The organism is Rhizobium rhododendri, assembly GCF_007000325.2.
In the GTDB taxonomy this organism is placed as follows: Bacteria; Pseudomonadota; Alphaproteobacteria; order Rhizobiales; family Rhizobiaceae; genus Rhizobium; species Rhizobium rhododendri.
The window spans coordinates 929604-946633 of sequence record NZ_CP117267.1 but is presented as its reverse complement, the minus strand read 5'-3'; the positions used below and the strand labels follow the sequence as shown (position 1 = coordinate 946633).

Below are 17030 nucleotides of genomic sequence, written 5' to 3'. Positions count from 1 at the left end.
TCGCAACCCAAAAGCCCTGCAAAGCAAGGAAAAGCAAGCATTCCTGCGTTGTTTTCACAGAAAAGGCCGGCGATTAAGCCGGCCTTTTTGGTGAATTATGTCAATTCGGCACAAGTATGGCAAAAGCCAACATCAATGCGCAATCGCATTGCCGAAGTCATCGACGCCTTCGACGGTCGCAATTAGCGGCGTTTCGATCGATCCATCCCACTCGATAGCCACAGGCTGGCGGATCAGCGCATGCTTGATCACCTCGCCCATGCGCGACACCGGAATGATCTCCATGCCGTTCTTGACGTTGTCCGGGATCTCCGCCAGGTCCTTGGCGTTTTCTTCCGGGATAAGCACCGTCTTGATACCGCCGCGAAGGGCAGCGAGCAGCTTTTCCTTCAGGCCGCCAATCGGCAGAACGCGACCGCGCAGCGTGATCTCACCGGTCATGGCCACATCCTTGTTGACGGGGATGCCGGTCATGATCGACACGATGGCGGTGGCCATAGCGACGCCTGCAGACGGACCGTCCTTCGGCGTTGCCGCTTCCGGAACGTGGACGTGGATGTCCGACTTGTCGAAGCGCGGCGGCTCGATACCGAAATCGACGGCTCGCGAACGGACGTAGGACGCCGCTGCCGAGATCGATTCCTTCATCACTTCCTTCAGATTGCCGGTGACCGTCATGCGGCCCTTGCCTGGCATCATCACGCCTTCAATCGTCAGCAACTCGCCACCGACTTCCGTCCATGCCAGACCGGTCACAACGCCGACCTGATCCTCGCGCTCGGCTTCGCCATGGCGGAAGCGGGGAACGCCCAGATACTGGTCGATATTGTCTGCGGTCACGGCAACAGAGGTTGCCTTGCCCTTGATGATCTCGGTGACCGCCTTGCGGGCGAGCTTCATCAATTCACGCTCGAAGCTGCGAACGCCGGCCTCGCGGGTGTACTGCTGGCTGATCGCCATCAGGGCATCGTCGCTGACCGAGAATTCGTGCGGCTGCAACGCATGTTCCTTGATAGCCTTCGGCAGCAGGTGCCGCTTGGCAATTTCCCGCTTTTCGTCCTCCGTGTAGCCGGCAATACGGATCACTTCCATGCGGTCCATCAAAGGCGCAGGGATGTTCAGCGTATTGGCCGTGGTGATGAACATCACGTCCGAAAGATCGTATTCGACTTCCAGATAGTGGTCCTGGAATGTGCCGTTCTGCGCCGGATCGAGCACCTCCAGCAGAGCCGAAGATGGATCGCCGCGGAAATCCTGGCCCATCTTGTCGATTTCATCGAGCAGGAAGAGCGGGTTGGACTTCTTGGCCTTCTTCATCGACTGGATGACCTTGCCGGGCATCGAGCCGATATAAGTGCGGCGGTGACCGCGGATCTCGGCCTCGTCGCGCACGCCGCCGAGTGCCATACGGACATACTCGCGGCCGGTCGCCTTGGCGATCGACTGGGCAAGCGATGTCTTGCCGACGCCGGGAGGACCGACGAGGCAGAGGATCGGTCCCTTCAGCTTGGAGGAACGGGCCTGCACGGCGAGATACTCGACGATGCGCTCCTTGACCTTGTCGAGACCGAAGTGGTCGTCCTCGAGGATTTTCTCGGCAGCAGCGAGATCGGTCTTGACCTTGGACTTCTTGTTCCACGGAATGCCGAGCAGCCAGTCGAGATAGTTGCGCACGACGGTGGCTTCCGCCGACATCGGGCTCATCTGCCGCAGCTTCTTCAGCTCGGCATCGGCCTTCTCCTTGCCTTCCTTGGAAAGCTTGGTCTTGTTGATGCGCTCTTCCAGCTCGGCCATCTCGTCGCGGCCTTCCTCGCCGTCGCCGAGTTCCTTCTGGATCGCCTTCATCTGTTCGTTCAGATAGTACTCGCGCTGGGTCTTCTCCATCTGGCGCTTGACGCGCGAGCGGATACGCTTTTCGACCTGCAGGACCGAAATCTCGCCTTCCATGAAGCCGAGCGCCTTTTCCAGGCGGCCCTTGACGCTGGTGGTTTCCAGCATCTCCTGCTTTTCGGTGATCTTGATCGAAAGGTGCGAAGCGACGGTGTCGGCCAGCTTCGAGTAATCCTCGATCTGACTAGCAGCGCCAACGACTTCCGGCGAGATCTTCTTGTTGAGCTTTACGTAGCTTTCGAACTCGGAAACGACCGAGCGGCTCAGCGCTTCAAGCTCTACCTGATCTTCGACCGGCTCTTCGAGAGCGTGGCCCATGGCCTCGTAGAAGTCTTCGCGATTGGTGTAGTTATCGATCTCGGCGCGCGAGCGGCCTTCGACGAGAACCTTGACGGTTCCGTCTGGCAACTTCAGCAACTGCAGCACGTTGGCGATCGTACCGATCTTATGAATGGCTTCCGGCGCGGGGTCGTCGTCGCTGGCGTTGATCTGGGTGACGAGCATGATCTGCTTGTCGGAACCCATGACTTCTTCCAGAGCGCGGATCGACTTTTCGCGACCGACGAACAGCGGCACGATCATGTGCGGGAAGACCACGATATCGCGCAACGGAAGTACCGGATAAGCGGTGCTCTCGTGTGCAGCAGACGTTTTCTTCGACATTTCAATTCCTTTCCATCGTCCCGTTTCCGGGATAAGCGCCGGCAGTATTCAGTGCGCCGGCCTCTCTCACTTGATGTAGAAGTGGAGTTTCACCTTGGCAATTTCAAGCCATGCCGCCTGCCGGCCGTGGCAGATGTGACAGGCTTATTACAACGATCAACGCAAAACAAATCGGGCTCGTCCGGCGCCTCGCCTCCCTGCCATGTCCACCGGTACGGAACGGAATGGCTGATGCGAGAACGCTCGAAGAATCACGCCATCATGGCCGCCGGTGATCTCAAGTGCAACGACTACGCCGGATCAGTGACCACCATATTCGAAAGTCTAACAGCAAACTGCATGGTATTTCAAACAGAAAGGGGCCCGTCACCGACGAGCCCCTTAAGATTGCTGCACTATTGCGTCAGACATCAGGCCGACACATTGGCCTTCTCATCGGGACGATCAGCATAGATGTACAACGGCCGGGCGGAGCCGCGCACGACTTCGTCTGAAATCACAACTTCGCGAACACCTTCGAGTGCCGGCAGATCGAACATCGTGTCGAGAAGGATCTTCTCCATGATCGACCGCAGGCCACGAGCGCCGGTCTTTCGCGTGATTGCCCGGCGGGCGATTTCGCGAAGAGCGTCCTCGTGGAAGTTGAGTTCCACGTCTTCCATCTCGAACAGCCGCTGATACTGCTTCACCAGCGCGTTCTTGGGCTCGGACAGGATCTGGATCAGCGCATCGGCGTCCAGGTCTTCCAACGTCGCCAAGACAGGCAGGCGGCCGATGAATTCCGGGATCAGGCCGAACTTGACCAGGTCTTCCGGCTCGAGTTCGCGGAGCACTTCACCGACGCGGCGATCGTCCTGCGACTTGACCGAAGCGCCGAAGCCGATAGAGGTCTTCTCGCCACGCGCAGAGATGATCTTGTCGAGACCGGCAAACGCACCGCCGCAGATGAACAGGATATTGGTCGTGTCGACCTGCAAGAACTCCTGCTGGGGATGCTTGCGACCGCCCTGGGGAGGCACGGAAGCGACAGTGCCTTCCATGATCTTCAGCAGTGCCTGCTGCACGCCCTCGCCCGATACATCGCGGGTGATCGACGGGTTGTCGGACTTGCGCGAGATCTTGTCGACTTCGTCGATATACACGATGCCGCGCTGGGCGCGCTCGACGTTGTAGTCGGCAGCCTGCAGAAGCTTCAGGATGATGTTCTCGACGTCTTCACCGACATAGCCGGCTTCCGTCAGCGTCGTGGCATCAGCCATGGTGAAGGGCACGTCGATGATCCGGGCGAGCGTCTGGGCAAGGTAAGTCTTGCCGCAACCCGTCGGGCCAACGAGCAGGATGTTCGACTTTGCCAATTCGATGTCGCCATTCTTCGAAGAATGCGCCAGCCGCTTGTAGTGGTTGTGGACGGCGACAGAGAGGATCTTCTTTGCCTGGCGCTGGCCAATCACGTATTCGTCGAGGACCTTTATGATGTCCTGGGGCGTGGGAACGCCGTCGCGGGACTTGACCATCGAGGATTTGTTTTCCTCGCGGATGATGTCCATGCACAACTCGACGCATTCATCGCAGATGAAGACCGTCGGTCCGGCGATAAGCTTCCGGACTTCGTGCTGGCTCTTGCCGCAGAAAGAACAATACAGGGTGTTCTTGGAGTCACCGCCGTTGCTGCCGCTGACTTTGCTCATATCACTTTCCTTCCAGCACGCCGCATTTCCAAATCGAAATGGCGGTCCACTCTCTGCGCTCGCCTGCGCCACTCCATGGACTGGAGCTTAGCCGGTTCAGGCGCTCCTAGGGGTACTGAACGTGGTCCGCACACTGCACGGGCCACGGCGGCAACGAATTCCCCGTCGAATCCGAACGCTATGTCATAAAATCAAAACATAGCGTTAAAGCCTACTATTAGCTTCTTCTACCGCAGTTGAAACCCCCTCGTTGATCACAAATGGGATAGAACTGTGGCTTAGAAGACACCGCCCCGCGAATAATCACGCTTCGGCGTCTGATTCCATTTCGGCGCGCGACGTCAGGACTTTGTCGACCAGACCCCAGTCCTTTGCCTCTTCGGCGGTCATGAAGTGGTCGCGATCGAGTGTCTGCTCGACTTCCTCATAGGTGCGGCCGCAATGCTTTTCATAGATCTCGTTCAGGCGGCGCTTCATCTTGATGATGTCGCGGGCGTGGCGCTCGATGTCCGATGCCTGCCCTTGGAAACCGCCGGAGGGCTGGTGAACCATGATGCGGGAATTCGGCGTGGTGAAGCGCATGTCCTTATGCCCTGCCGCCAGCAGCAGCGAGCCCATCGATGCCGCCTGACCGATGCACAGGGTCGATACGGCCGGCTTGATGAACTGCATGGTGTCATAGATTGCCATGCCGGCAGTCACGACGCCGCCCGGAGAATTGATATAGATCGCAATCTCCTTCTTCGGGTTCTCAGCCTCGAGGAACAACAGCTGCGCGCAGACAAGCGTCGCCATATGATCTTCGACCTGACCCGTCATGAAGATGATGCGCTCTTTCAGAAGGCGCGAATAAATGTCGTAGGACCGTTCGCCCCGATTGGTCTGCTCCACAACCATGGGGACCAGAGCCATTGCGGTATCGACTGGATTTCTCATGTGCGTCCTCTGTCAAACTTGCACCCGGCGGCGAAATACCGGGAATCGAATAAAATCGTCACCCCTACATAGAGTGTCACCGCCCTGTACTTCAAGACGCGCCAGAGGATAACGTCAAGAAGCGGATGCGAATGAAGTTCAGGCTGCAGTTACGGCTGTTTGTCACAGATGGCTATTAAGGCGGCGTTACGCCAGAGGCCGCCCACAGCTTTTCGACGTGGCAGAGTGAAGAAACGATGAATGTTCGATCCCAGGCCTCCGTATTGACGCAACCGTGCCGCGATTCCACGACCGATGGGCGTAATTTGCGGTCCGCGTTAACCGGCTGGCCAGTTTCTTGCGGCATGGTACTGCGCGAGATGGAGTTGCGCAGCCTGTGTTCAATATCACGACGGGATTGACGATCTGGTGTTCGGAAGCGACGACGCTTGCCGTAGTCTTGTTTTTCGCCTGGCGCAGCGACCGCAGATCGTCCTTCTACCTGCTCTGGTCCATCGGCTTCGCCCTGCGCGCAGTCGGCTACGCGCTGATCAGCCTGCAGGGCGTGATGCCCAATGTTCTCACAATCGATCTCGGCAACGTACTCACCTTCCTCGGCCAGAGCGCCTGGATCGCCGGCTTCAGCCTGTTCGACAAGCGCCGGCCGGAATGGACCGCGTTGCTGCCGCCGGCCATATGGCTGATCGGCATCAGTCTTCCCTGGGTGCATGACGATCTCGCCAACCGCGTTGTCCTTTTCCTGCTGGCAAGCGCTGCCAGCGCAACTCTCCTTGCCGCGGCCGTCCGTCCGGCGACCAGCCGCCCCGAGGCGGCCCGCATGCCGCTGGCTTTCGTGCTGATGACGCTCGCCTCCCTGTGCTTCGTCATTGCACTCTCGGCAGTCGTTTTCCGGCCCTCGCCAGAGACGGCCGTCACCTACCGCACAGTTACGGTAGTGGTGAACGCATTGCTGATCACGATCGCTGTCGTGCTGACCGGCCATGTGCTGGTCCAGCGGTCGCAGCGACGCTGGCGCGCATTGTCGCTGAACGATTCGCTGACCTCGGCCTTCAACCGGCGCGGGCTGCTGGAATTCTTCGGGCTGCTCCGACTCGAGACGACGTCGCCGTCTCGGCGGATTGCCGCCCTGCTGTTCGATCTCGATCACTTCAAGAGCATCAACGACCGCTATGGCCACCAAACCGGCGACCAGGTGCTGTGCGAATTCGTCACCATCACTCGAAAGTGCCTTCCGCGCGGCGGCGCCCTCGGTCGCATGGGCGGCGAGGAATTCATGGCTTTCATCACCGTGACAGACCAGACGGAGGCCGAAGCGGTGGCGGAAACGATCCGCAGCGAATTTTGCAGGGTGCCTTTGCAGATCGAGGGAGCTGCCGTCAATGCCAGCGTCAGCGTCGGCGTGGCACTCGCGACTGCCGAGGCCGCAGACTGGGACAAGCTCACCGGGGCTGCGGACCGGGCGCTTTACGCCGCCAAGCGAGCGGGACGCAATTGCACCGTGGTCTTCAGCGAGGCTGCCACCGAAAGCGCAATTAGCGCGTCCAGCGAACAGGAAGCCGGCGAACTGGTGCCTACGGTCGACGACCAGATCCAGGCGCTGCAACGGATCGGCACACTGGCGCGAAACTAGGATAAAGGGGCGCCGACGCGCTTCCCGTGCACGCCGGTTTGGGCTAATGCCAGTATCATGATGATCCCTCCCATGCTCCGTATCGATCCTGCTACCCGCCACGTTTCTCTCGATGGCAAAGATCCCGCATTCTATAGCAATCCGAACGCCGTCTATGCGGCGCTGCACGAGCAGTGTCCGACCTTCTATTGGGAGGAGCAGAAGCTCTGGACGGTCACTGGCTACGATCACGTGAACGCTCTTTTGCGGGATCGTCGCTTCGGCCGCCAGATCCTGCACGTCGCGAGCCGTGCCGAGATCGGTCTCGCCGAACCGCTGCCCCATCTGCGCAACTTCGACGCCGCCGAGCTGCATTCGCTGCTGGAGATAGAGCCCCCGGAGCACACGCGACTGCGGACGCTGATCAATCGGGCCTTCGTGTCGCGCCACGTCGAGAAGATGAAGCCGGAAATTGCAGAACTGGCAAACGGGCTGATAGACAATTTTGCGGGAAACGGCGAAGTAGAGCTGCTCACGGCCTTTGCCGACATCATTCCGGTGACGATGATCGCCCGGATGATCGGCATTCCCGACGAGATGGGGCCGCAGCTGCTGAAATGGTCGCATGCCTATGTGCGCATGTACATGTTTGGCAGGACGCGTGCAGACGAAGATGCCGCAGACACGGCCGCAAAGGAATTTGCCGACTATGTCAGATCGGTGATCCGGGAGCGGCGCGCCGAGCCCCGCGACGACCTGCTGAGCCACATGATCACCACGGAGCACAAGGGCCAGTATCTCACCGACGAGGAACTGGTGTCGACGACGATTGTGCTCCTCAACGCCGGCCACGAGGCAACCGTCCATCAGATCGGCAATTCGGTTCGTGTGATCCTCGAATGCGGGCTGCCCCCGGAGACGCTGTTTGCCGACGAAGCCGCGACCGAGCGCACCGTCGAGGAAACACTCAGACTCTGCGCGCCGGTGCACATCTTCCAGCGCTGGGCACTGGAGACTGCCGAAATCGATGGCGTCACCTTCCAGCGCGGCGACAAGGTGGCGATGATCCTTGCTGCCGCCAACCTTGACCCGAAAAAGTTCTCCGACCCGCTGACATTCAAGCCCGACCGCCGCGAAGCGCCCAACCTCTCCTTCGGCGCCGGTATCCATTTTTGCATCGGTGCACCGCTTGCCCGCCTCGAGCTCAATATCGCACTGCCGATCCTGTTCGAGCGGCTGCCGGGATTGCGGCTGGCAAAGACGCCGGTGGTCAAGGACGTCTACCATTTCCATGGGCTGGAGCGGCTGGATTTGCGCTGGTGAGCGGGATTTTAGCTATCAGCTAATGTTTATTTTCGGCTGCGAAGATCCTGCCCGAGAGATCGTCCACTTTTACAGAAACATCGGCGATCTTTCCCTCGATACGCACCAGGGAGTTCTCCAAGACAGAGTGGACGTGCGTTATCGCGCCGCCTACCTCCATTTTGATCATCAACTCGAGATCGTCGCGTAGCTCCATGTAACGCCTATCGCTGCGGTTCAGATAATCGTATGTTTGAACGCATAGTGTCCGGATGTCGGCCACCTCTCTGCGAAGACCGCGCATCTCATCGTTGTTCTTCTGAACGAGTTTGGCGATCAACCCCAGGTCGATATTGTCTTCTACCATTACCATGATCCCACTTTACATAGATGATAACGCAGCACGACTGAAATGCAACCTGCAGCATTTTCGAGGGCGAGTGCACAGTGGTCGACGACTGGCTGCAAAATCCAAACAAAAATGGCGCCCCTTGCGGAGCGCCATCTGCAATACGATAAAGGCAAATATCAGCCGTAGCGGCCGGTGATGTAGTCTTCGGTACGCTTGTTCTTCGGCGCCTGGAAGATCTGGTCGGTGGCGCCGTATTCGATCAGGTCGCCGAGATACATGAAGGCGGTCTTGTCGGAGATACGGCTGGCCTGCTGCATGTTGTGCGTGACGATGACGATGGTGAAATCGCCCTTCAATTGCGCAACCAGTTCCTCGATCTTGGCAGTCGAGATCGGATCGAGTGCCGATGTCGGTTCGTCCAACAGCAGGACGGATGGTTTCACGGCGATGGCGCGGGCGATGCAGAGACGCTGCTGCTGGCCGCCGGAAAGCCCGAGGCCGCTCTGGTGCAGCTTGTCCTTCACTTCGCCCCACAGCGCCGTGACGGTCAGCGCCTGTTCGACGCGCGCATCCATCTCCGCCTTGGAAATCTTCTCATAGAGACGAATGCCAAAAGCGACGTTTTCATAGATCGACATCGGGAACGGCGTCGGCTTCTGGAACACCATGCCGACCTTGGCACGCAGATCGTTCAGATCGACGTCCTTGCTGAGTATGTTGCGACCGTCCAGCAGGATCTCCCCAGAAGCCGTCTGGCCCGGATAAAGATCATACATGCGGTTGAAGGTGCGCAGCAGCGTGGACTTTCCGCAGCCCGAAGGACCGATGAACGCCGTCACGGCATTCTTGCTGATGCTCATGTTCACACCCTTCAGAACGCGATGGCCGTTCTGATAGGTGAAATCGAGGTTCTTCACATCGAGCTTCGGAAGGTCACCAATATCCGAAGCGGAGACTGCGCCCTTGCCCGACTGTGCGTTAACGCTCAGGAAATTGTTGTCGCTCATGTTCATGGTCTTATTCCTATCGTTCGGCGGCTGCGTCACTGGCGGCGCCCACTCAGAAAACGGGCAATGATATTGAGGGCCAGAATGGCGACAGTGATGATCAGCGCGCCTGCCCAGGCCAATTGCTTCAGATCCTCACCGGCATCAGCGGCCAGCGTGTTGATGGCAACCGGCAGCGTGGCGATCGGACCGGTCAGTCCCCCCTGCATGAACTTGCTATAGCCGGCCGTAAACAGCAGCGGCGCGGTCTCACCACTGATACGGGCAACGGCCAGCAGGATGCCCGTCAGGATGCCCGACCAGGCAGACTTGTATATCACAGTCGTCATCGCTTTCCAGCGTGGCGCGCCAAGGGCCGCCGTTGCTTCACGAAGCGAGTTCGGCACCAGCAGAAGCATGTCCTGCGTCGTGCGGTTGATGACCGGGAGCGCGATGAGCGCCAATGCAAGGATGCCGGCGATGGCGGAGTTCCCATGCATCGGCACGACCACGACACCGTAGACGAACACGCCGATGATGATCGAGGGTGCGGAGAGCAGGATGTCGTTGATGAACTTGGCGACCTCGGCAAGCTTGCTGCCGTTGGCGAATTCTACCAGGTAGGTGCCGGCAAGAATGCCGATCGGTGCTGCCAGCAGGGTCGCCAGACCGGTCACGATGAAGGTACCGTATATGGCGTTCAGCAGGCCGCCGCGCGAGCCCTGGGCCGGGATCGACATCGTAAACACGTCGAGGCTGAGTGCCGTGACACCTCGATAAACCAAGGTCACGAGGATGACGCTCAGGAACAGTATGCCGAGGATGGCAGCGAGAAACGACAAGGCCATCATGACCTGGTTCGTCATATGGCGGCGCGAGATGATCCTCTGACGAATTGCGTTTTCCATGGCTTTCTTCCTCAAAACGAGTCGACGCGGCCGATCATCCATCTCGCCACTGCAAGCACGCAGAAGGAAAGGACGAACAGGAGCAGGCCGAGTGCCATCAGGCTCGAAAATTGCAGACCGTCGGCGTCGCCGAAATTATTGGCGATCTGGGCGGAAATGGTGGTCGACGGCGAGATGATCGACGACTGCAGGCGGCTGACGGAGCCGACAACGAAGGTGACGGCCATGGTTTCGCCGAGCGCACGCCCAAGGCCGAGCATGATGCCGCCGACGAGACCGCGGCGTGTGTAGGGTATCAGGATGTTGCGCGCCACTTCCCAGGTGCTCATGCCCATGCCGTACGCGGATTCACGCAGCATCGGCGGCACGGTGGTGAAGACGTCGCGGGCAATCGCCGTGATGAACGGCAGGATCATGATGGCCAGCACGAGGCTTGCCGTCAAAAGGCCGACGCCCGGTGCAGGTGGCTGGAAGAGCGACCCGATCAGCGGCACCTGGCCAACGGTGTTCATGAGGAATGGGAGGACATAAGTCTGCATCAGCGGCACGATCATGAACAGACCGACGATGCCGTAGATGATCGAGGGAACGCCGGCCAAGAGCTCAATGGCGGTGCTGATCGGGCGCCGCAGGCTGCCGGGGCAAAGCTCGGTCAGGAAGATGGCGATACCAATGCCCAGCGGAACTGCAATCAGCATCGCGATGAGCGAACTCACCAGCGTGCCGACCAGGGCGGGCACCGCTCCGTAAATCTCCAGGGGAGCGCTCCACCTTGTGCCCCAGAGGAACGAGAAACCGAAGGCCTGGAATGTTGGCAAGGCATCCACGACCAGAACAGTCAGGATTGCCAGCAGCAGAAGCACGACAAAAGAAGCCGAGCTGAGCGTCATGAAATAGAAAATCCGATCCTGCGTCCGGAATTTTCTGGTGACGGCGGAGGTTTCCATGGTCTGGAATCCAGCCGTCTGAGTCGCATCAGCCATCGCTTTCTCCTTGTCCTGTCATTAAAGGCGGACAGGGCAATACCCTGTCCGCCGCTCGTTTTTCAGTCAGCACAGATTACTTGGTGCCGAAGTCTTTCTTCCAGGACTCTTCCACGACCTTGGCAACCGATTCCGGAACAGCAAGGTAGGACATGTCGGTCGCCGACTTCTGGCCCTTCTCGTAGGCCCACTTGAAGAACTTCAGGGCTTCTGCGTTTGCAGCAGGATCGGCAGGCTTCTTGTAAAGCATGACCCAGGTAGACGCTGCAATCGGCCAGCTGTTTTCACCCGGCTGGTTTGTGAGGATCAGGTTGAAGTTCTTGGCATGTGCCCAATCGGCGTTCGAAGCAGCAGCCTTGAAGGTTTCCAGGCTAGGCTCGATAACCTTGCCGGCGGAATTCTTCATCTTCGCGAAACCGATGTGGTTGGCGACGACATACGAGTATTCAACGTAGGAGATCGAACCAGCCGTCTGGTTGACGGTTGTGGAAACGCCTTCCGAACCCTTGGCGCCGAAGCCGACCGGCCATTCAACAGCCGTGTTGGAACCAACTTTCGACTTCCAATCCGGTGAAACCTTCGAGAGGTAGTCGGTGAAGTTGAAGGTCGTGCCAGAGCTGTCAGCGCGGTAAACGACGGAGATCGCCGTGGAAGGCAGCTTTACGTTGGGGTTGAGAGCCTTGATCGCAGCATCGTCCCACTTGGCAATCTTGCCGAGGAAGATGTCGGCGAGCGTCGTGCCGTCGAGAATGAGTTCGCCCGGCTTTACGCCTTCGACGTTATAGGAAACGACGATGCCGCCGGAGATCATCGGGAACTGGGCAATGCCGTTCTTCTCGAGATCTGCGTCGCTCATCGGCTTGTCCGAAGCGCCGAAGATGATGGTCTTGTCGAGGAGCTGCTTGATGCCGGCGCCCGAACCAACCGACTGGTAGTTGACGGAGTTGTTGGTTGCAGCCTTGTAACCCTCGGCCCACTTGGACAGAACCGGAGCGATGAAGCTCGAACCAGCGCCGGTGATGTCGGCAGCTATGGCCGAAGCCGTCATGGTGACGACCAGGCCTGCGCTCAGGCAGAGGGTGCGGATTTTCAAATTCAACATAAGGGTCTCACTTCCTTGAGTGATGATCGGATGGCGGGCGGAAGGGAGCCACAAACGGACCGTCCATCGATCCATCACGGCCGCCACTTCCGGCGACATGGATGGCTCTATAGTTGCAATGTTTCAGTTTGATGACAGTTTGATGATGGCCAAATGACACGGTTTTCAGGGCGTGTGCGGCCGCATGGATCGAGAATGCAGACCGCGCCAATGGGGCTGGGCAGACAGCAACTGCCGCTCGTCACGGGAGCAAGGCCATCGTCGTCGAGCGCAACGGCCAGCCCGGAGCCTGCGCCCTCGCCTAAAGCCGCACGACATAATCCTTGCGAGTCGTTTCAATCACTTCCCAGCTTCCGCTGAAGCCGGGTTTCAAGACCATGCGGTCGCCTGCGCGAAGATGATGCGCCTCGCCGCCATCCTCTGTCACGATGGAGTATCCCGACAGAATGGAAAAGTATTCCCACTCCTCATAGACGATGCGCCACGATCCGGGAGTCGCCTCCCATATGCCGGCGTAAATGCCACCCTCGGCCTCGTCGAGGCTCCATGTCCGAAACTGGGGGTTGCCGGAAAGCACGCGATCGGCAGCAGGCACGCCGAATTCAGGAGCGATGGCTGTAGCGTCGAAAAGGATGGCATTGGTCATCGGAAGTCTCGCATCTGATCTTGGTGACAGGCCCTGCCTGTAGCACAAGAGCGTCGAGAGTGGATAATGGCGGATTGGAACTGCCCTGCTCTACGGCAGGGCAGTTTCCGATGGCGATGGCTGCTCCTAAACCTTCGACAACGCCTGCTCCAGATCCGCGATGATATCCTTCACGTCCTCGATTCCCACGGAGAGGCGGACGACGTCGGGGCCGGCACCTGCGGCTGTCTTTTGGTCGTCGCTCAGTTGCTTGTGGGTGGTGGACGCGGGGTGGATGACAAGCGAGCGGGTGTCTCCGACATTGGCGAGATGCGAGAACAGCGTCAGGCTCTCGACAAAGGTCTTTCCCGCCTCGTAGCCGTTCTTCAGGCCGAAGGTGAAGACGGCGCCGGCGCCCTTAGGCGAATAGCGTTGCTGCAAGGCATGGTTGGGATCGTCGGCAAGACCGGCATACTTGACCCAGGCGACCTTGGGGTGTCGCTTCAGCCACCCCGCGACTTCAAGCGCGTTGTCGCAATGGCGCTGCATGCGGAGCGGCAGCGTCTCGATGCCGGTGAGGATCAGGAAGGCATTAAACGGGGCGATGGACGGACCGAGATCGCGCAGCCCAAGGACGCGGCAGGCGATGGCGAAGGCAAAATTGCCGAAGGTCGCATGCAGCACCATGCCGTTATATTCGGGGCGCGGCGCCGACAGCATCGGATAGTTGCCGGATGCGGACCAGTCGAAGGTGCCGCCGTCGACGATGACGCCGCCCATCGAATTGCCGTGGCCACCCATGAACTTGGTCAGCGAATGCACGACGATATCGGCGCCGTGTTCGAGGGGGCGGATCAGATAGGGGCTTGCCAGCGTGTTATCGACGATCAGCGGCAGGCCGTGGCGGTGGGCGACGGCGGCGATGGCAGCAATGTCGATGAAGGTGCCGGCCGGATTGGCAAGGCTCTCGATGAAGATTGCGCGGGTACGATCGTCGATCTGGCTCTCGAAACTCTCGGGCTCCAGCGGATCGGCCCAGCGCGCCTGCCAGCCGTAATTCTTGAAGGCATGACCGAACTGGTTGATCGAACCGCCGTAAAGCTTGCTTGCCGCAACGAAATTATCGCCCGGCTGCATGATGGTGTGGAACACCAGAAGCTGAGCCGCATGGCCCGATGCTACCGCCAGCGCCGCCGTGCCGCCTTCGAGTGCCGCGACGCGCTCCTCGAGCACGGCCTGGGTCGGGTTCATGATGCGGGTGTAGATGTTTCCGAACTGCTGCAGCCCGAACAGGGCGGCTGCGGCATCCGCGTCGCTGAAGACATAGGCGGTCGTCTGGTAGATCGGCGTCGCGCGGGCGCCGGTCGTCGGATCGGGCTGTGCGCCTGCATGAATTGCCAGCGTGTCGAAGCCCGGATTGGTGGTCGCCATGGTAGTCCTCCCTCAATATCTCACGGACGACCATAGCGCGACGGCGATGCAAATTCATCGCGATCTTTTCTCATTCCCGCCTGAAGCGGAGAAAATCCTACCCTGCACGGGCAGTCGATCAGGCGGAGGCAAGTCTCGGGATCTCGATTGCCGGGCAGCGGTTCATGACCACCTTCACGCCGGCCGCCTCGGCCTTTTCGGCGGCCGCATCGTCGCGGATGTCCAGCTGCGACCAGATGACCTGCGGCTTGGCCGGAAGCGCCAGCGCATCCTCGACGACGGCATCCAGATATTCGGGCGCGCGAAACACATCGACCATATCGACAGGCTCGGGAATGTCGGCGAGCTTGCCGAACACCGGCTGGCCGAGGATTTCCTTGCCGACCAGGCCTGGATTGACCGGGATGACGTGATAGCCTTTGGCCAGCAGATAGCCCATCACCCCATTGCTCGGGCGTGCAGCATTCGGGGACGCGCCGACCAGTGCGATGGTCTTCACGCTGTGCAGAATATCGGCGATGTAGGAATCGTCATAACGGTCGTGGTTCATTGCTGACATCTCCAGCTTCGATCACAGTTACGTTTTTGTCGTATCCAGCGGAAACTAGCGTACCGCTTCTGCGTATATAGGCATGAACCGAACCTGTGAGGACAGTCTCATGCAAAAAATCATCCTACTCGGCGTTTTGGCAGCATCTATGGCGACGCCCGCACTGGCGATCAATCGCTACAACTCCATGTCATACAGCTGCTCGGCAGCGCAGGCGCTGATCGGCCGCGAACGCGCCGTGATTTTCCGTCACCCTGCGGAACGGACGAAAAACCTGACGCTTTATGACCGCTACGTCAGCGACCGCGGGGCCTGCAATTTCGGCGAATATGCTTTCGAAGACACGCTGCCGACGAAGGACACGAAAAACTGTCCGGTCTACACCTGTCACTCGACAAGCGAACTGGACGACGACGAGATCATACCCGACCGTTGATTTTGGTACGCCGCCTAACTTGAGCTCCAAAACCGCCAGCGAGCGCAGCTGAGAGTGATAAAGAGCGAGCCAAATTGGAGCGGGACAAGGTTCTATCAATTGTCCTGTTTCGGTCTACTTTTGTTCTGGTATCCATCAGTAACATCTTATAGTTGCCGCAGATATTCCGCTACCGCCTTTGGTGCATTGCAACATTGTGACAGTGGACGAACAGATGCTTCTCTGTTGCTCGCAGAGCGACAATAATACTCGAGTTTACCCTCTTCGGTAGAGGCTTGATTGTCGCGACGTTGAAGCTTTTCAGCTTACTTTCGATGAAATGATCGCCCTGAGCTTTAGTCATAGAAGACATCAGACGCCATGAATTTTGTGGTATTGATATACCACATTCCTAGAGCGTTGATATCATTGACTATTTTTAACCGTCTCTCGAAATGCCAATCTTGACCTGAGATGGGGTTTCCCCTACAAGCCGCAGCAGAAACGCAGCCTTTCCGGGCTGCTTTCTTTTTGGCCGGGCCAAGCCTTTCCAATTCAAGCAACAAGAAACGCCCTGACCTTCGGGTTCTGGGTCCTAAAAGAGAGTATACAACATGGCAACCTTCTCCCAGAAGCCTGCAGAGGTGGAGAAGAAGTGGATCATCATCGACGCCGAAGGGCTCGTCGTTGGTCGTCTCGCTTCTGTTATCGCAATGCGTCTGCGTGGCAAGCATAAGGCTACCTTCACTCCGCACGTCGACGACGGCGACAATGTCATCGTCATCAATGCCGAGAAGGTCGTCTTCACCGGCAAGAAGTACGAAGACAAGGTTTACTACTGGCACACCGGTTATGCCGGCGGCATCAAGGAGCGTACCGCTCGCCAGCTGATCGAAGGCCGCTTTCCTGAGCGCGTCCTCGAAAAGGCTGTCGAACGCATGGTTCCCCGCGGACCACTCGGCCGTCGCCAGATGAAGAACCTGCGCGTCTACACCGGCTCCAACCATCCCCATGAAGCGCAGCAGCCGACCGTTCTCGACGTCGCCGCGCTGAACAGCAAGAACACAAGGAGCGCCTGAGTATGGCTGACCTCTCTTCCCTGAAGGATCTCGGCACGGTTTCGGAACAGCCTTCTGCTCCGGTTCACGTTCGCAAGGTCGACTCGCTCGGCCGTTCCTACGCCACCGGCAAGCGCAAGAACGCCGTTGCCCGCGTCTGGATCAAGCCAGGCTCCGGCAAGATCATCATCAACGGCCGCGAATTCGCAACATATTTCGCACGTCCGGTTCTGCAGATGATCCTGCGCCAGCCGATCGTCGCTGCTGCCCGCGACGGCCAGTTCGACATCATCGCCACGGTTGCTGGCGGCGGTCTCTCCGGCCAGGCCGGTGCCGTTCGTCACGGCATCTCCAAAGCCCTCACCTACTTCGAACCCGGCCTGCGCGGCGTTCTGAAGAAGGGCGGCTTCCTGACACGCGACAGCCGTGTTGTTGAACGTAAGAAGTACGGCAAGGCGAAGGCCCGTCGTTCGTTCCAGTTCTCCAAGCGTTAATCGCTGGCTGGATTTGGTTTTGGAAAAGGCGGTGCTTC

The 17030-nt window shown here is 58.9% G+C and carries 16 protein-coding genes; 5 read left to right on the top strand and 11 right to left on the bottom strand.

Annotated features, from left to right (window positions below; genetic code table 11):
- Window positions 1-132: 132 nt before the first annotated feature.
- The 3 genes from lon to clpP all read right to left on the bottom strand — a co-directional run bounded on the left by lon (window position 133) and on the right by clpP (window position 5177).
- Complete coding sequence (gene lon / locus PR018_RS04715; RefSeq protein WP_142829496.1) at window positions 133-2553, bottom strand: endopeptidase La; 2421 nt, start codon at window positions 2551-2553, stop codon at window positions 133-135.
- Window positions 2554-2963: 410 nt separating this feature from the next.
- Window positions 2964-4241 carry an ATP-dependent Clp protease ATP-binding subunit ClpX gene (gene clpX, locus PR018_RS04710; RefSeq protein ID WP_111220562.1) on the bottom strand — a complete coding sequence of 426 codons (1278 nt, stop codon included), beginning with the start codon at window positions 4239-4241 and terminating at the stop codon, window positions 2964-2966.
- 303 nt (window positions 4242-4544) lie between these two features.
- Entirely contained in the window at window positions 4545-5177 is a 633-nt protein-coding gene (gene clpP / locus PR018_RS04705; RefSeq protein ID WP_111220561.1) for an ATP-dependent Clp endopeptidase proteolytic subunit ClpP, read from the bottom strand.
- A gap of 376 nt (window positions 5178-5553) precedes the next feature.
- Between clpP and PR018_RS04700 the strand changes: the two genes are divergently transcribed.
- Window positions 5554-6807 (top strand): GGDEF domain-containing protein, encoded by a 1254-nt coding sequence (locus PR018_RS04700; RefSeq protein ID WP_142829498.1) that lies wholly within the window; start codon window positions 5554-5556, stop codon window positions 6805-6807.
- Window positions 6808-6864: 57 nt separating this feature from the next.
- Window positions 6865-8109 carry a cytochrome P450 gene (locus PR018_RS04695; RefSeq protein WP_142829500.1) on the top strand — a complete coding sequence of 415 codons (1245 nt, stop codon included), beginning with the start codon at window positions 6865-6867 and terminating at the stop codon, window positions 8107-8109.
- 19 nt (window positions 8110-8128) lie between these two features.
- On the opposite strand, the gene PR018_RS04690 is transcribed toward PR018_RS04695, so the two are convergent.
- The 8 genes from PR018_RS04690 to PR018_RS04655 all read right to left on the bottom strand — a co-directional run bounded on the left by PR018_RS04690 (window position 8129) and on the right by PR018_RS04655 (window position 15025).
- Entirely contained in the window at window positions 8129-8455 is a 327-nt protein-coding gene (locus tag PR018_RS04690) for a hypothetical protein (protein WP_142829502.1), read from the bottom strand.
- A gap of 161 nt (window positions 8456-8616) precedes the next feature.
- Window positions 8617-9453, bottom strand: coding sequence for a phosphate ABC transporter ATP-binding protein PstB (gene pstB / locus PR018_RS04685; protein ID WP_142829504.1), 837 nt, complete (start codon window positions 9451-9453; stop codon window positions 8617-8619).
- Window positions 9454-9482: 29 nt separating this feature from the next.
- Window positions 9483-10334, bottom strand: a complete 852-nt coding sequence (gene pstA, locus PR018_RS04680) for a phosphate ABC transporter permease PstA (protein ID WP_142829506.1) — start codon at window positions 10332-10334, stop codon at window positions 9483-9485.
- 11 nt (window positions 10335-10345) lie between these two features.
- Window positions 10346-11317: a phosphate ABC transporter permease subunit PstC gene (gene pstC, locus PR018_RS04675; protein ID WP_142829508.1), complete on the bottom strand. Its 972-nt coding sequence runs from the start codon at window positions 11315-11317 to the stop codon at window positions 10346-10348.
- A gap of 76 nt (window positions 11318-11393) precedes the next feature.
- Window positions 11394-12419: a phosphate ABC transporter substrate-binding protein PstS gene (gene pstS / locus PR018_RS04670; RefSeq protein WP_142829510.1), complete on the bottom strand. Its 1026-nt coding sequence runs from the start codon at window positions 12417-12419 to the stop codon at window positions 11394-11396.
- 301 nt (window positions 12420-12720) lie between these two features.
- The gene (locus PR018_RS04665) at window positions 12721-13065 is read right to left on the bottom strand and encodes a cupin domain-containing protein (RefSeq protein ID WP_142829512.1); all 345 of its coding nucleotides are present in this window, start codon (window positions 13063-13065) and stop codon (window positions 12721-12723) included.
- A 126-nt stretch (window positions 13066-13191) separates the two neighbouring features.
- The gene (locus PR018_RS04660) at window positions 13192-14475 is read right to left on the bottom strand and encodes an O-acetylhomoserine aminocarboxypropyltransferase (RefSeq protein ID WP_142829514.1); all 1284 of its coding nucleotides are present in this window, start codon (window positions 14473-14475) and stop codon (window positions 13192-13194) included.
- A gap of 118 nt (window positions 14476-14593) precedes the next feature.
- Window positions 14594-15025: a CoA-binding protein gene (locus tag PR018_RS04655; protein ID WP_142829516.1), complete on the bottom strand. Its 432-nt coding sequence runs from the start codon at window positions 15023-15025 to the stop codon at window positions 14594-14596.
- Between the two features lie 109 nt (window positions 15026-15134).
- On the opposite strand from PR018_RS04655, the gene PR018_RS04650 reads away from it, so the two are divergent.
- The 3 genes from PR018_RS04650 (at window position 15135) to rpsI (ending at window position 16992) form a co-directional block, all read left to right on the top strand.
- The gene (locus PR018_RS04650) at window positions 15135-15461 is read left to right on the top strand and encodes a hypothetical protein (protein ID WP_142829518.1); all 327 of its coding nucleotides are present in this window, start codon (window positions 15135-15137) and stop codon (window positions 15459-15461) included.
- 593 nt (window positions 15462-16054) lie between these two features.
- Entirely contained in the window at window positions 16055-16519 is a 465-nt protein-coding gene (gene rplM, locus PR018_RS04645) for a 50S ribosomal protein L13 (RefSeq protein WP_111220549.1), read from the top strand.
- Window positions 16520-16521: 2 nt separating this feature from the next.
- Window positions 16522-16992 carry a 30S ribosomal protein S9 gene (rpsI, locus tag PR018_RS04640; protein ID WP_111220548.1) on the top strand — a complete coding sequence of 157 codons (471 nt, stop codon included), beginning with the start codon at window positions 16522-16524 and terminating at the stop codon, window positions 16990-16992.
- Window positions 16993-17030: the final 38 nt, after the last annotated feature.

Excerpts from the sequence above, each read along its gene's own strand:
- lon (WP_142829496.1), bottom strand. The coding sequence starts at position 2,553 with ATGTCGAAGAAAACGTCTGCTGCACACGAGAGCACCGCTTATCCGGTA.
- clpX (WP_111220562.1), bottom strand. The coding sequence starts at position 4,241 with ATGAGCAAAGTCAGCGGCAGCAACGGCGGTGACTCCAAGAACACCCTG.
- clpP (WP_111220561.1), bottom strand. The coding sequence starts at position 5,177 with ATGAGAAATCCAGTCGATACCGCAATGGCTCTGGTCCCCATGGTTGTG.
- PR018_RS04695 (WP_142829500.1), top strand. The coding sequence starts at position 6,865 with ATGATGATCCCTCCCATGCTCCGTATCGATCCTGCTACCCGCCACGTT.
- PR018_RS04690 (WP_142829502.1), bottom strand. The coding sequence starts at position 8,455 with ATGGTAGAAGACAATATCGACCTGGGGTTGATCGCCAAACTCGTTCAG.
- pstB (WP_142829504.1), bottom strand. The coding sequence starts at position 9,453 with ATGAACATGAGCGACAACAATTTCCTGAGCGTTAACGCACAGTCGGGC.
- pstA (WP_142829506.1), bottom strand. The coding sequence starts at position 10,334 with ATGGAAAACGCAATTCGTCAGAGGATCATCTCGCGCCGCCATATGACG.
- pstC (WP_142829508.1), bottom strand. The coding sequence starts at position 11,317 with ATGGCTGATGCGACTCAGACGGCTGGATTCCAGACCATGGAAACCTCC.
- pstS (WP_142829510.1), bottom strand. The coding sequence starts at position 12,419 with ATGTTGAATTTGAAAATCCGCACCCTCTGCCTGAGCGCAGGCCTGGTC.
- PR018_RS04665 (WP_142829512.1), bottom strand. The coding sequence starts at position 13,065 with ATGACCAATGCCATCCTTTTCGACGCTACAGCCATCGCTCCTGAATTC.
- PR018_RS04660 (WP_142829514.1), bottom strand. The coding sequence starts at position 14,475 with ATGGCGACCACCAATCCGGGCTTCGACACGCTGGCAATTCATGCAGGC.
- PR018_RS04655 (WP_142829516.1), bottom strand. The coding sequence starts at position 15,025 with ATGAACCACGACCGTTATGACGATTCCTACATCGCCGATATTCTGCAC.
- PR018_RS04650 (WP_142829518.1), top strand. The coding sequence starts at position 15,135 with ATGCAAAAAATCATCCTACTCGGCGTTTTGGCAGCATCTATGGCGACG.
- rplM (WP_111220549.1), top strand. The coding sequence starts at position 16,055 with ATGGCAACCTTCTCCCAGAAGCCTGCAGAGGTGGAGAAGAAGTGGATC.
- rpsI (WP_111220548.1), top strand. The coding sequence starts at position 16,522 with ATGGCTGACCTCTCTTCCCTGAAGGATCTCGGCACGGTTTCGGAACAG.